General features: G+C 73.1%; 8 protein-coding genes and 1 pseudogene. 1 reads left to right on the top strand and 8 read right to left on the bottom strand.

From position 1 onward, the window contains the following. Positions 1-104 precede the first annotated feature (104 nt). From AB0A97_RS35785 to AB0A97_RS35750, 8 genes and pseudogenes are all read right to left on the bottom strand, one after another. On the bottom strand, positions 105-1,070 hold the full coding sequence (locus AB0A97_RS35785) for a hypothetical protein (RefSeq protein WP_361158302.1): 966 nt from the start codon (positions 1,068-1,070) through the stop codon (positions 105-107). 7 nt (positions 1,071-1,077) lie between these two features. Continuing rightward, positions 1,078-1,668 (bottom strand): hypothetical protein, encoded by a 591-nt coding sequence (locus AB0A97_RS35780; RefSeq protein ID WP_361158300.1) that lies wholly within the window; start codon positions 1,666-1,668, stop codon positions 1,078-1,080. A gap of 170 nt (positions 1,669-1,838) precedes the next feature. Continuing rightward, positions 1,839-2,819, bottom strand: a pseudogene (locus AB0A97_RS35775) (RNA polymerase sigma factor); the annotation flags it as partial. 149 nt (positions 2,820-2,968) lie between these two features. Then, positions 2,969-5,368 (bottom strand): penicillin acylase family protein, encoded by a 2,400-nt coding sequence (locus AB0A97_RS35770; protein ID WP_361158296.1) that lies wholly within the window; start codon positions 5,366-5,368, stop codon positions 2,969-2,971. 69 nt (positions 5,369-5,437) lie between these two features. Then, on the bottom strand, positions 5,438-6,250 hold the full coding sequence (locus AB0A97_RS35765) for an SDR family oxidoreductase (protein WP_361158294.1): 813 nt from the start codon (positions 6,248-6,250) through the stop codon (positions 5,438-5,440). 180 nt (positions 6,251-6,430) lie between these two features. Beyond that, positions 6,431-7,987, bottom strand: coding sequence for an aldehyde dehydrogenase family protein (locus AB0A97_RS35760; protein ID WP_361158291.1), 1,557 nt, complete (start codon positions 7,985-7,987; stop codon positions 6,431-6,433). Then, a complete protein-coding gene (locus tag AB0A97_RS35755; protein WP_361158288.1) occupies positions 7,984-9,318 on the bottom strand; it encodes a M20 family metallopeptidase in 1,335 nt (444 codons plus the stop codon). Before AB0A97_RS35755 ends, AB0A97_RS35760 begins: the two co-directional genes overlap by 4 nt. A gap of 281 nt (positions 9,319-9,599) precedes the next feature. Continuing rightward, on the bottom strand, positions 9,600-12,032 hold the full coding sequence (locus AB0A97_RS35750; protein ID WP_361158285.1) for a glycosyltransferase family 39 protein: 2,433 nt from the start codon (positions 12,030-12,032) through the stop codon (positions 9,600-9,602). Between the two features lie 1,135 nt (positions 12,033-13,167). On the opposite strand from AB0A97_RS35750, the gene AB0A97_RS35745 reads away from it, so the two are divergent. Further along, positions 13,168-13,502: hypothetical protein (locus AB0A97_RS35745; RefSeq protein WP_361158283.1), on the top strand; the 335-nt coding region annotated here is incomplete at its 3' end.

Raw genomic sequence — 13,502 nt, 5'->3', positions numbered from 1 at the left:
TACGAGGCCAGACCGGCGCGGATGCAAGATGGTTGCACGCTGGACCAAAATCGGGCGGCCCGCCGGAACGCATCCGCCCCCGCCGTCCCCACCCGCTGTCCCCGTCACTGCATTCCGGTTCCGTCCCGGGGCCGGGTGCCCGGCATGAGCTGGACCAGGATCGTGTCGTCGTCCTCGATGACGAAGGCGGGGTCGGTACGGGCGCGCCAGCCGACGGGCAGGACGTAGTAGCGGCGGTCGCGTTCGAGGATCAGGCGCAGCCCGGTGTAGCGGTAGCGGTAGTGCATGCCCGGGAGGGTTTCGGTCATCAGGCCGGGGCCGGTCAGGCTGAGGCGTTCGACGCTCAGCACGACGACGGCGGGGCGGCGGACGAGGTGGGCGGCGGTCGAGCGGGCGTCCTGCGTACCGAGGTGGCCCGCGACCAGGGCGATCACCCAGACGAGGAACAGCGCCGCCGCCGCGATGGGGAAGCCCTTGCGCCACGGGCCACGCGGTGGGCGTACCGGGTTCGCCGCGTCGCTCTGGCCCAGCACGAGGCCGGTGGCCACCAGCAGCGGCGCCGCCCACCCGTACGGCTGGATGTGCTGCCACAGCAGCATCAGCACGACACCGGCGGCCACGAACAGGACGTACTGGCGGGCGACGGCCCGGCCGGCGCGGCGCACCCCGAGGGTGACGCGGTGCGGGACGCGGAGCGAGACGAGCAGTTCCGGCAGGCGCGGCGTCACGGCCAGGAGGGCGAGGCCGATGAGGACCGGCAGGGTCACCAGGCGCAGACTCCAGATGATCATCTGTGGGAAGCCGAAGCCGAGGATCGACGCGCGGACGTGGAAGTAGGCGAAGTAGGCGCTGCTGTGCATGACGCCCGCGTAGAACATCAGGCCGCCGACGATCGATCCGGCGCCAAGGACGGTATTGGCCCACTCGAAACGCTGACCGGGCTTCGGCGGCGTGTCGGTACCGGCGGCGCGCGGCGGCGGGGCGGCCCGCCGGAGTTGTCTGCGGCGCCGGGCGCGGGCACGGGCCGCGGCGGCGGCCGGATCGTCCGGCACGGCAGGCGGGGCGCCCATCGCCGGATCAGGGCACGTCGGTGGCGGCCGGGCTGGGGCCGGGCCGGGTGTTCCCGGTGTCCGACCGGGAAGGCTGCTGGGCCTCCTCGGTCGGGCCGCCTCCCCCGTTCCGTCCGTACTGCCCGGTGTCCGTCCGCGAAGGGCCGGGGGCAGCCTCGCCCGCCGGCGGGGAGGAGTCGTCCACGCGGCACGAGACCTGCTGCCCCGTGGAGTCGGTGCACGAGGGCACGGGCGTCTCGTGGCCCTGGCTGGGTGTGTCGCCGACGCCGATCGTCTCCGGGCTGCCGGTGTCCTCCGGCGGCTGTGACAGCGGTGTGATCGGGTCGCCGCCCTGGCTGTACGCGGCCGAGCCGCCGCCGGCGCCGTGCGAGCCGTCCCCGGCACCGGGTCCACCCGCGCTCGCCCCTGGCGCGCCCGGCCCGCCGCCGTCCGAGGCACCGCTCCCGGACACCGACGACGCGGCGCCGCCGGTCCCCGCGCCGGGCGGGACGTCACCGGGGCCGGTCCCGCCGGACCGGCCACAAGCTGTGGTGGTGGCGAGAAGTACCAGCACCACCGTTGCGGTGGCGCGACCGGCTTTCGCTGCTGCGGACCTCATCCCGGACCCCCGTCCCCCGCGAGCCGCTGCTGCGAGGCTAGCAGCGGCCCGGCGGCCGGTCACCGGCCCGCGGAGGGGCGCATCAAGCGGGTCGCGCGCCCCCGGCGCCGCTCCCCGCGCTCCGTCCGGCGCCCCTCCGCGCAGGCCCTCCGGTGCCCGTCCTGCCCGCCCTAGTCCAGGTAATCGCGCAGTAGCTGGGAACGCGACGGGTGGCGGAGTTTCGACATGGTCTTGTTCTCGATCTGGCGGATCCGCTCGCGCGTGACGCCGTAGACCTTGCCGATCTCGTCGAGCGTCTTGGGCTGCCCGTCCTTGAGGCCGTAACGCATGGAGACGACACCGGCCTCCCGGTCGGCCAGGGTCTCCAGGATGGAGCGAAGCTGCTGCTGGAGGAAGGAGAAGCCGACGGCCTCCGCCGGGACGACCGCTTCGGTGTCCTCGATCAGGTCGCCGAACTCGCTGTCGCCCTCCTCGCCCAGCGGGGTGTGCAGGGATATCGGTTCACGGCCGTATTTCTGTACTTCGATGACCTTTTCTGGGGCCATGTCGAGTTCCTTGGCCAGTTCTTCCGGAGTGGGTTCGCGGCCGGTGTCCTGGAGCAACTGGCGCTGAATCCGCGCCACCTTGTTGATGATCTCCACCATGTGGACGGGAATACGGATCGTCCGCGCCTGGTCGGCCATCGCCCGGGTGATGGCCTGGCGAATCCACCACGTCGCGTACGTCGAGAATTTGAATCCCTTGACGTAGTCGAACTTCTCGACCGCGCGGATCAGACCGAGGTTGCCCTCCTGGATCAGGTCCAGGAAGAGCATGCCGCGGCCGGTGTAGCGCTTGGCGAGCGAGACGACGAGCCGGAGGTTGGCCTCGACCAGGTGCTCCTTGGCGCGGGCGCCGTCCGCGACCAGGATCTCCAGTTCGCGCCGGAGCTTCCCGGCGGGCTCGCCGGTGTCCAGCTTCTCCTGGGCGAACAGCCCGGCCTCGACGCGCTTGGCCAGCTCCACCTCCTGCTCGGCGTTGAGCAGCGGCACCTTGCCGATCAGCTTCAGGTAGTCCTTGACCGGGTCGGCGGAGGCTCCGGCGCCGGCGACCTGCTGCGCCGGCGCGTCCCCCTCGTCGCCGTGGGACAGGGTGAATCCGCCGGCCGCCTCGATCGCCGTACCGTCGGACGGTACGGCTTCCGGGGCCGGGGACTCGGCTGTCTCCTGCGGTCGCATGACGGGCGAGGTGAGTGACACGAGGAACCTCTCGATACACATAGGCACGGTGCACGGCGAGCACCTCTTTGTTCATCGCGCACTTACCGGTGGTTTGTTACACCACCATTCCCGTGATCTGAATCACGGTGGTCCGGCGGGGTGCCCGTGCCCGGCTCGTCCGGCGGCCGCAGCATGATCACGTGGGTGGTGTTCCGTTCGATCGCGGCACGGCCGTACAGGAGCGGAAAGGCGCCGTCCGCCGCCCAGTCCGCGAAGAGGTCACGGTAGTGCGGGCTGTCCGGGTCGCCGGACTGGCCGGGCGCGTTCATGGCCACCGAGGCGTCCCAGTCGCCGACGTCGATCACCAGCCGGAAGGTGGCTCCGGTGGTCTGCCGGAAGTCCGTGCCGTACGCGGTGGCATCGACCGTGTCGCCGCTGCCGCCGCGCGGCGCGGGCCCGGCCCGGATCCAGTCCGGCGCCTGCTCGCCCAGCCACGCGGCGAGCGGATGCCATGGTTCCGCCTGGTGCAGGGCTCCCCAGGTCCAGCGGGCGCGGTCCGGTCCGAGCAGCCGTCCGAGCTCGGCGAGCGCGGCGGGGAGGGTTTCGAGGACGGCCGTACGCAGGGTGCCCTCCGGGTCGGGGCCGAGCCGGTCGCCCGGTGTGAGCAGCAGGTCCAGGTCGACCCGGGGGTCCGTGGTGGCGGCGTCGCCGACGGGCAGGACGCGGGCCGACGCGGCGGCCCGCCGGTCCGGGGGCAGCAGACGGGCCAGCGCCCGTTCCCGTACGGCCGGACGCAGGTGCCGCCGGAACCAGACCTCGAAGAGCGCCGCGGGCAGGGAGTCGGGGGCCAGCTCGCCGTCCCAGGCGCGGAGCTGCTCCAGCGCCCATGCCACGTCCGGGTCGTCGCTGCCGACGCCGGCCAGCAGCGGCTGGACGCGGCGTGCGGTCAGACTGGTGTGGTCGGTCTGCAGGCGCACGCAGTCCGCTACGGTCCAGCCGGTGCGTGCGGCCAGTTCCGCGGCGATCCGGTCGTGGCGGACGGGCGCGTGCCAGTCGTAGGTGACGGTCCGGTCGGCGTTCGGGTAGCCGGGCGGCAGGTTCATCTGGTTGGCCGTGGCGAACCAGCCCTGCTCGGGGTCGCGTACGGACGGCAGCGAACCCACGGGGTGGAAGCCCGCCCACTCGTAGCGGCCGTCGCCGGGCACCGGGAGCGTGCCGTCCCAGTTCGGTCGGTCGGGGACCCGGCCGGCGGGCTGCCAGCCGATGGTCCCGTCGGGCGCGGCGTACACCTGGTTCTCGCCGGGGGCGCCCCACCGGTCCATCGCGGTGACGAAGGCGTCCGGGCCGTCCGCTGTCATGTACCCGGTACTGCCCAGGTACGGGGCCATGCCGGGGCCGAGCCAGGCCGCCCGTACCGCGAACGCGGTGCCGCGCTCCGGGTCGTCGTGGATCACCGGGCCGTGCCGGGTGAACCACAGGTCGACGGTGGCCGACTGCCCGGCGTCGAGTACCGGCACCGTCTCGGTCACCCGGCGCATCGGCTCCCAGTGGCCGTCGTGCCAGTACTCCCGCGGGTCGGCGGGGTTGGTGCGGTAGACGTACAGGTCCTCCTGGTCGATCGGGAAGATCGTCAGCCCGAAGGCGATCCGGCCGTTGTGGCCGATGGAGATGCCGGGCAGCGCGGGTTCCCCGGCGCCGATGGCGTCGATGCCGGGGGCCGACAGGTGCGCGAGGTAGCGCAGCGCGGGCAGGGTGACGGCGCGGTGCGGGTCGTTGGCGAGCAGCGGGCGGCCGGTGGCGGTACGGGACGGGGCGATCACCCAGTTGTTGCTGCCGTCCGGCCCTCGGAACGGCCCGCCGTTCTCCCACGGCGGCGTGGTGGCCAGCCGGTAGACGCGGAGCACGTCGTCAGGGATGACGGACAGGTCCAGGCCCTCCGGTACGCGGAGGTCGTGCGCCGGCTCCCGTACCCGGCGCAGGTCCTCGGCTTCGGGGCCGTGGTCACGCAGGGTCAGCGCGCGGGCGACCTCCTGCTCCACGTTGTAGAAGAGGCCGTGGCTGCGGATACGGGCGACGTCGGCGGGCTCCCAGTAGGCGGGCCGGTGACCGAGCAGCGCGAACTCGGGCGGCAGGTGCGTGGGATCGGCCCGGCAGAGCGCGACGTACGCGTTGACACCGCGCACGAAGGCGCCGGCGACGCGCTCCGTACCGGGTCCGTAGGCGGACCATTCGGCGGCCATGTCGCCGCGGTACAGGAAGAGCCGGGCCGCCCGGTCGTGTTCGAGGCAGCTCTCCCCGAACACCTCGGAGAGCAGTCCGAGTCCGCGGCGCCGCCACAGGTCGATCTGGAAGAGCCGGTCCCGGGCGGCGTTGAACCCCTGGGCGAGGAAGAGGTCGTCCTGGGAGGCTGCGTACAGGTGGGGCACGCCCCAGCGGTCGACACGGATCTCGACGGGGGCGGTGAGGCCGGGGAGGGTGAAGCTGGTGGTGCGCGGGGGCATGTGTCTCCATGGTGGTCCGTGGTCCGTGATCCGGTACGCAGGTACGCAGGTGCGGCCGGACGGGCGTGCTCAGAGCGACGGCTCGTACCGGCCGTCGACCGCCGTCCACCCGCCGTCGACCGCCAGGACGCTGCCGGTGACGAACGTGGACGCGTCCGAGACGAGGTAGACGACGGCGCCCGCGATCTCGTCGGCGCGGGCCCAGCGCCGTAGCGCGGACGCCTGCGCGTAGGCGTCGTACCACTGCGGGTCGGCGGCGATCTGGTCGGTGAGCGGCGTACGGACCACTCCGGGCGCCACCGCGTTGAACCGGACGCCGCGCGGCCCCCACTCCGCCGCGGCCGTCCGCAGGAACTGCACCAGCCCTGCTTTGGACGCCGCGTACACGCTCTGCCCCGGTTCGACCTGGACGGCGCGCATCGAGGCCAGACCGACCACGCTGCCCCGGGCGCGCTCCGCCATGGCGGGTGCCACGGCCTGGACGAGGGTGAAGACCGCCCGCAGGTTGAGGGCGACGACCCGGTCGAACTCGGCGGCGGTGTAGTCGGTGATCCGCTTGCGCACGTTGACGCCGACGGTCACGACCAGGCCGTCCAGGGCGCCCCACCGCGCGGCCGCGTCCCGTACCGCGTCGTCGTCCAGCACGTCGAGGGGGAACGCGGTCGCCGTGCCGGTCCGGCTGCCGGGGGCCGGGGGCTCGGCGGCGGCTGCCTCGGCCGCCGAGACCGCGCCGGCCGCGTCCACGTCGGCGACGATCACCTCGGCGCCGTGGGCGGCGAGGGCGCGTACCGCCTCCCGCCCGATCCCGCCGGCCCCGCCGACGACCGCGATCCGCCGCCCGTCCAGACGGAACAGCTTCGCGTACTCGGTCACCTGGTCCATGGTGTGCTCCGGGGTCGTAGGGGTTATGGGGGTGTGCTCCGGGGGGGGTGGGGGCGTGGGCGCGGGCTCCGCGGTCGCGGGGGGTTACGGGAGAGTGCTCCGGGATCGGATCGCAGGGAATACGGGCGGTGTGCTCCGGGGTCGCCGGGGTACGGCCCGTATCGTCGCCGTCCGCGGCGCTCACGGGCGGATCACCACCATCCGCGTCACCGTCAGTTCCTCGATCGCGAACCGCGGGCCCTCGCGGCCCAGCCCCGAGTCCTTGACGCCGCCGTACGGAGCCACGTCGCTGCGGTAGCCCGGCACCTCGTTGATCACCACGCCGCCGACGTCGAGCGCGTCCAGCGCCCGGAAGGCGGCGTCCAGGCCACGGGTGAAGACCGCCGCGTGCAGTCCGTACCGCCCGGCGTTGACCAGCTCGTACGCCGCGTCCAGGTCCGGGACCGTACGCAGCGCGACGACCGGCCCGAAGATCTCCTCGTCCCAGGCGGGCTGGCCGTCCGGCACCTCCGCCAGCAGGGTCGGCGCCACGCACCGGCCGACGCGGGTGCCGCCCGCCACCAGTCGCGCCCCGGCGGCTCGGGCCCGGTCGATCCAGGTCAGCACACGTTCGGTGGCAGCCTCGTCGATGAGGGCGGCGACCTGGGTGCGCTCCTCGCGCGGGTCGCCGACGACGACGCCGGGCAGCCGTTCGGCGATCCGCCGCTCCAGTTCGCCGGCGATCTCCGCGACGGCGATCACGCGTTGCACGGCGATGCACGCCTGGCCGGAGGCGTAGTAGCCGCCACGGGCCACCGCGTCCGCGGCGGCGTCCAGGTCGGCGTCGGCGGCGACCACGAGGGCCGCGTTCGAGCCGAGTTCGAGCACCACCTTGCGGGGCGCGGCGTCCCGGGCGATGCGGTGGCCGACGGCGGCGGAGCCGGTGAAGGAGACCGCGGCGACCTCGGGGTGCGTGGTCAGGGCGCAGCCGACCTCGGTGTCGCCGGTGACCAGTTGGACGGCGCCGGCGGGCGCGCCGGCCGCGGCGAGGCGTTCCCGTACCAGGTGGACCAACCACAGGGTGGCCAGCGGAGTGGCCGGGGCCGGTTTGACGATCACCGGGCAGCCGGCCGCGAGCGCCGGGGCGATCTTGTGGGAGGCCAGCATCATCGGGTAGTTGAAGCCCGCGATGCCGACCACGACACCGACCGGGCGCCGGGTCCAGAACCCGAACAAGCCGTCCCCCGAGGGCAGCAGGTCCAGCGGCACCGTCTCCCCGTGGATGTGCACCACCTCGTCGGCCGCGGCCTGCCAGGTGGCCACGGCCCGCCGTACTTCGGTACGGCAGTCGGTGCGCGGCTTGCCCGTCTCCCGTACGAGCAGATCCTCCATCGGACCGGCCACGTCCTCCAGGTCCGCCGCCACGGCGCCCAGCACCTGACGCCGCACGCGCGAGGCCAGCTTCGCGACCCGGGGGCGGACAGCCGCGGCGTGTTCGACGGCTCGGCGGGCGAGGTCCGCGTCCCCCACCGGCGCCGTGGCGAACTCCCCGCCGTCGTACGGGAAGATCACCGGGCCGGTACGCGGGGCGGGCACCCAGCCGTCGCCTACGGGGAGACGGCCAGGAGGGACGGGCGGGGCGAGCGGCACGTCGACGGGCTGGGCGGGAGACACGTCCGCGGGCGGAGTGGGAGACACGTCCACGGGCTGGGCAGGAGGCACGTTCGGCGCGTCGTCGCGGCTGCCGGGAGGTCTCATGCCATGTCCCCGCCTTCGGGGCGGAGGGATTTGGACCCGGGCCCGGTGCGGGCGTCGCTCCCGTCGAGAAAGCGCCGGGCCGCGACCGCGTACACCCGCGCGTACTCGGCGATCTCCCGCACCTCCACGTACTCGTCCTTCTGGTGGGCGATCCACTTGCCGCCCGGCCCGTAGACGACGGTCGGCAGGCCCGCGTCGCGGGTGAGGATCGTCCCGTCGGTCGTGCCGGGGACCGCGCCGAACGGCGGCTCGACGCCGTGCACCTGCCGGTGGCCGGCCACCAGGCTCTCGACGAGCGGGTGGCCGGCGGCGATTTCCACGGCCGGGCGGTCGTCGACGACGGTCAGCTCGACCGTGACCCCCACGTCGGCCGCGGCGGTCACGGCCGTCCGCCGAACCCGTTCGACGAGCTCGGCGTGGTCGGTGCCGGGCACGGTCCGTACGTCGATGCCGAGCACGCCGTGGCCGGGGATGACGTTGAGCTGGTCGGGGTCGCCGGCGCACAGCACCGTCGGGGTGACGGTCACCGTACCGGCGTGCGGGTGGGTTCCGTACCGCCCGGCCGCCCACTTCTCGGCCTCCGCGAGCGCGGCGACGATGCGCGCACCCGCGACGAGGGGGTTACGGCCCTCCTGAGGCATCGCGCCGTGCGCCATCACCCCGCGCAGGTCCAGCCGGAGGCGGATGCCGCCGCGGGCCGAGGTGCACACCTCGTACCCCTCCGGCTCGCAGACGACGACACCGTCCACCTCGGCGGCCGGCGGCGAGGCGGCGAACGCCTTGGCGCCGAGCATCAGCCCTTCCTCGTCGCACAGCACGCCGACGACGATCCGGCCGGGGAACGGTCCCTCCTGCTGGAGCGCCCGCACCCCGTAGATCATGGCTGCCACCCCGGACTTCATGTCCGCGGCGCCGCGCCCCCACAGCCGCCCGTCGCGAATCTCCGCGCCGTACGGATCGACGCTCCACGCGGCGGCGTCGCCCTCCGTCACGACATCCGTGTGCCCCTCGAACATCAGCGTGCGGCCCGGCCCGCCACCGCCCTCGACGACCGCGACGACGTTGGGCCGTCCGGGGGCGACCTCGACGACATCGTGCGGCCAGCCGAACTCGGTGAAGAGCCGGCAGAGGAGGTCGGCGGCAGGCTGCTCGACGGTGGTGGCGCCCGCGGCGTTCACGGTCCGCAGCCGGACCAGTTCCTGAGTGAGGGCCACGGCGGCCTGTTCGTCGACCGGCGGCACGGCGTCCGACGGCTCGCCCGCCGCCGGTATGCCCACCGACGGTACGCCGATGTCCGAACCGGGCGGCACCACGCTCGGGCTGCTGTGCACGGCACCCTCCAACTCCCCTGGCATCACGTCAGGAGACTGGTCGGACCAGGACCAGACGGTCCCCCGTACTGTGCTGGCCCGCTCGCTCACGGGTCAAGAGGGGCACGACGGGCCAAGAGGGTCATAGCCGGCGAGGGGGCGGAGGAGGGACCGTGGCGGGGTTTCGCCGCCCCCTCGGCTAGAGCTATTGCCGCGTGGGTTTCGGGGGGGTGCGTCGTTGGGCGTGCGCGTGGTTGGGCGCGTGCGTCGTCAGGCGCGTACGTGATCGGCCACGTACGTGGTTAGCCGCGCGCGCTCGCGGCGGAGCAGCGGTAGAGGCTCTGGCTGGCACCGGCCCCGGCCCCGGCTTTGCCCCCGGCCCCGGCTTTGCCCCCAGCTCCAGCTTGCTGCCCGCCCCCGCCGCTCCCACTCCCACTACCGCTCCCGGCGCGCGTCCCGCCGCCGTACGCCGACGGGTCGACCTTCTCGCACGCCGACCGCACCCACCGGCTGATCCGCGCCGTCTCCGAGGTCCCCACGTCGTCCCCCGCGCCGACGAGCGCGAAGCGCAGTTTCCCGGCCGCCACCAGCCGCTGGTACTCGCTGAGGGTGACCGGTTCGGTCCCCGCCGCGAAGCCGCCGAGCGGCAGGACGACGGAGCCGCCGAGGCGGATGTACGGCTCCGCGGTGAGCAGCCCGGCGGAGAAGGCGTAGTCGGCGGAGCCGCGGCGACGCTCGACGTAGTCGAGGATCTTGCGCTGGGTGTCCGTCAGCCGGGTGGGCGTGCCGAGCGTGGAGTCCTGCGGGCCCGCGGACGCCGAGTGCGCGGAGCCGGTGTACCGGGGGTTCAGGACGGACAGCGACCAGGTGGCGGGCGCCGCCGTCATGGTGACGCAACCGGCGATCAGTCCGGCGGTGGCGATGCGCCGCGCGCGGGCGCGCTGACGGGCGCGGGGGTACTGCTGCGCGCGGGCGTGCGCCGGGGCGCGGGACGCGTCCGGTCCGCCTCGGGAATCCGGCCCACTCCGGGAATCCGGCCCACTCCGGGCGCCCGGTCCATCGTCGGCGCGCCGGGCGCGGAGGATGCCGTGGGAGAGCAGGCCGAGGGCGGTGAGCGCCGTCACGATGATGACGGGGATCAACCACGGCACCCAACCGGACTGGCCGGAGACGAGATACACCGCCCAGGCCGCCTGCGCCGCGATGACGCCCGGAAGCAGCCACGTACGCAAGGCCGCCCAGGCTCCGCTTCCGGCGCGTCGCCCTACAGCCTGACTCCCCGACACCTGACGCTCCGCCACCTGACGGCGCGTTACGACCGTGCCTTCCTCCCGACGATGGGCGCGCCACAGCGTCACGACTCCGGCGGCGGACAGCGCGGCGAGGCCGGGAGCGAGGGCGGCCATGTACGTGGCGTGCGGGACGTTGATGGCGCTCATGACCGCCGCCGCCGTCAACAGCCAGCCGCCCCACAGCAGGTAGCCGCCGCGTACCGGGTCCGTACGGGGCTGTTTGCGGCGGGTGACGAAGCCGAGGACGAGGGCGGACAGCGCCAGCGGGAACAGCCAGCCGATCTGCTGCGCCAGGGGTGCGCGGAAGAGCTTGAGCCAGCCGCTGGTGGGGGCGCCCACCGCCACGTGCGATCCGCCGCCGCCTCGGGCCTGCTGGGCGCCCTTCGCCAGGCCGGTGCCGGGCGCGGATTTCGCGCCCGAACCGGCTTGCCCCGGCGCGTGCCGCCCGGAACCGGTCTTGGCGGAGGTCTCCGCAGAACCCTTGGGGGAAGTCTTGGCCCCACCTTTGGCCCCGGCCCCGCCACCCGCTCCGGACGCGCCCTTGGCCGCCCCCGGAGCCGTACTGTTGGCGGCATCAATGTTCCATCCGGACTTCAGCCGGTCGAAGCCGTTGTAGCCGAACACCATCGACAGGGCGCTGTTGTCGCGCGACCCGTCCACGTACGGCCGTGCGTCCTTCGGGACGACGGTCATCAGCAGGACCCAGGAGAACGAGACGGCCAACAGCACCGCGCCCGCGACCAGCAGATGGCCGAGCCGTTTGCGCAGCGCGGCCGGTGACACGACGAAGTACGCGACGGCGAGGGCCGGCACGATGATCCACGCCTGCATCATCGCCGCCTGGAAGGCCAGGCCCACCCAGACGGCCGCCAGCAGCAGGGGGCGCAGCCGTCCGGTGGCCATCGCCTTCGCGCACTGGTCGGCGGCCAGCACCAGGCACATGGTCAGCGGTGCCTCCAGCAGCGCGTGCCCGAACATCGACGCCGCCACCGGCGTGAGGGTCAGCACTCCGGCGGCGAGCAGACCGGCCGCCGGGCCGCGCCAGCGCCGTACCGTGCGGTGGATCACCAGGACACAGACGACGCCCTCGACGCATTGCGGGAGCGTCAGGGCCCAGTTGCTGTACCCGAAGATCCGCGCGGACAGCGCCTGCGGCCACAGGAAACCGCCGATCTTGTCCAGGGTGACGGTGGACGCCGGGTCGAAGGCGGTGAAGAGGAACGCCTTCCAGCTCTCCGACATGCTGCGGACGGCGGCGGCGTAATAGCCCGCGTAGTCGCTGCTGGTGATGTTCCAGGCGTACAGCATCGCGGCGAGCGCGGCGATGCCCAGGAGGGCGGGCCGGTCCCAGCGCGGCCGGCCCATCGGGGTGTGCCAGAACTGCCAGCGGCCGTGCGGCCGTTCGGTGAGGACGGGCCGGTCCACGAAGGTGGTGGCGGACATGGTGGTCTCTCCCGGAAGCGGAGGGGGTCGGGGCACCGCAGGGCGACGGTGGTGTTTCCGGCGCGGGCACGACCGTGCGGGGCACCGTCGCAGGCGGCGCCTTCGGAGGCCGGCGGCCTCGCGCCGAGGCCGGTTTTCGGGGGGAGTGCATTACCGGCGGCGACGGCACCGGAATTGCGGGATGTCCCGCCACAGGAATAGGGCACGGCTGTACGGGGGTTCCGATGCCGCCTCGGACACGTCACCTCACCGTGCCACGTGAACATGAGAGAAACATGAGCCACGGAAGCGGAATGATGAATCCTGCTGCGTCCAGCACGTTTCCGGTCAATCCCCCGAAGCGAACCCTCCGGTTGCCACCACCAGGAATTCCCGCCCCCGCAGGAACGCTTCCCCTCCCCCCGGGCACCCAACACCACCCACCCGACCTGCACTTCCGCCCACCCGTCCACCCCCACCCGCCGTCGCGCCCTCCCCCCCTCACCCGACCACCCACGGCCGGCCACTTTCCGCCCTCCTCCCTGCGCTCCCCTCCATTAACGACAGCACAAAGCATGGCCGATACCAGCCCCTCACAAGAGGGGGATAGTTCGCACACAGCAATTACACAGCCGAGTGAATACCGACGACCTGACACCCCGACAGAGCCATCGTCCACCGGCCACGGCCCACTCCCCGGCTTGCGCGAGACGCGCCGAGAGAGCGCGGGAACGTATCTTCTGCCCGTCACCGACCCGGACGCTTCTCGGACCGGCCCGGTGGCGGACCGCAACCCAGGAGAGTGCCTCCCTGTTGGATCTGAACATGAACGGCGCACAGAACCCTCCACCCCCACAGCCACATCCCCGCCCTGCGCCTCAAACACACCATCCCAACCCGACAGCCCACAGCTCACACGAATCACCGGACGGAAGCACCCCGATCTTCGACCAACTGCTCAGGGAATGGCACACCGGCGCCCTCCGGCCGCGACCGTCCTGGCCGCTGGAGGGCAACCAGAGGTGAACACCAGCGCACTTGCCCGACCCGGCCGCCGACTGCCGCACGGCCGGGTCGGGGGCACGAGGCACACAAGGCCGACTGCGGACCGCGCGCCCCTGCATCCACCAGCCGCCCGACCTGATTCCGGTGGGTGATGGACACGATTGACTACTTGAGCGCTGAAGCTCTGCCTGCCGCGTCGGCCGTGAAAGTGACTGAAGCGTTGTCAGTGGCTCGCGATAGGTTGTGGGAACACGCGAAAGCACAGTTCCTGGGGGGACCTATGGCCGGTGACGGCTTTGACATAGATACGGACCAACTCAAGTCCGCGGCGCCGCGTTTCCACCGGGAAGCGGACGCGCTGGCGAAGGCGACGAGCAAACTCAAAGGCTCGCTGGACGGCCTCGGCTCGCCGTGGGGAGACGACGAGCAGGGACAGAAGTTCCAGCACATGTACGCCCCGCACCGCGAGCAAATAGAAAAGGCCGC

It is taken from the genome of Streptomyces sp. NPDC045470 (assembly GCF_040646595.1).
In the GTDB taxonomy this organism is placed as follows: domain Bacteria; phylum Actinomycetota; class Actinomycetes; order Streptomycetales; family Streptomycetaceae; genus Streptomyces.
Note: the sequence above shows the minus strand (reverse complement) of the source record. Positions and strands in the feature narration are given on the sequence as shown.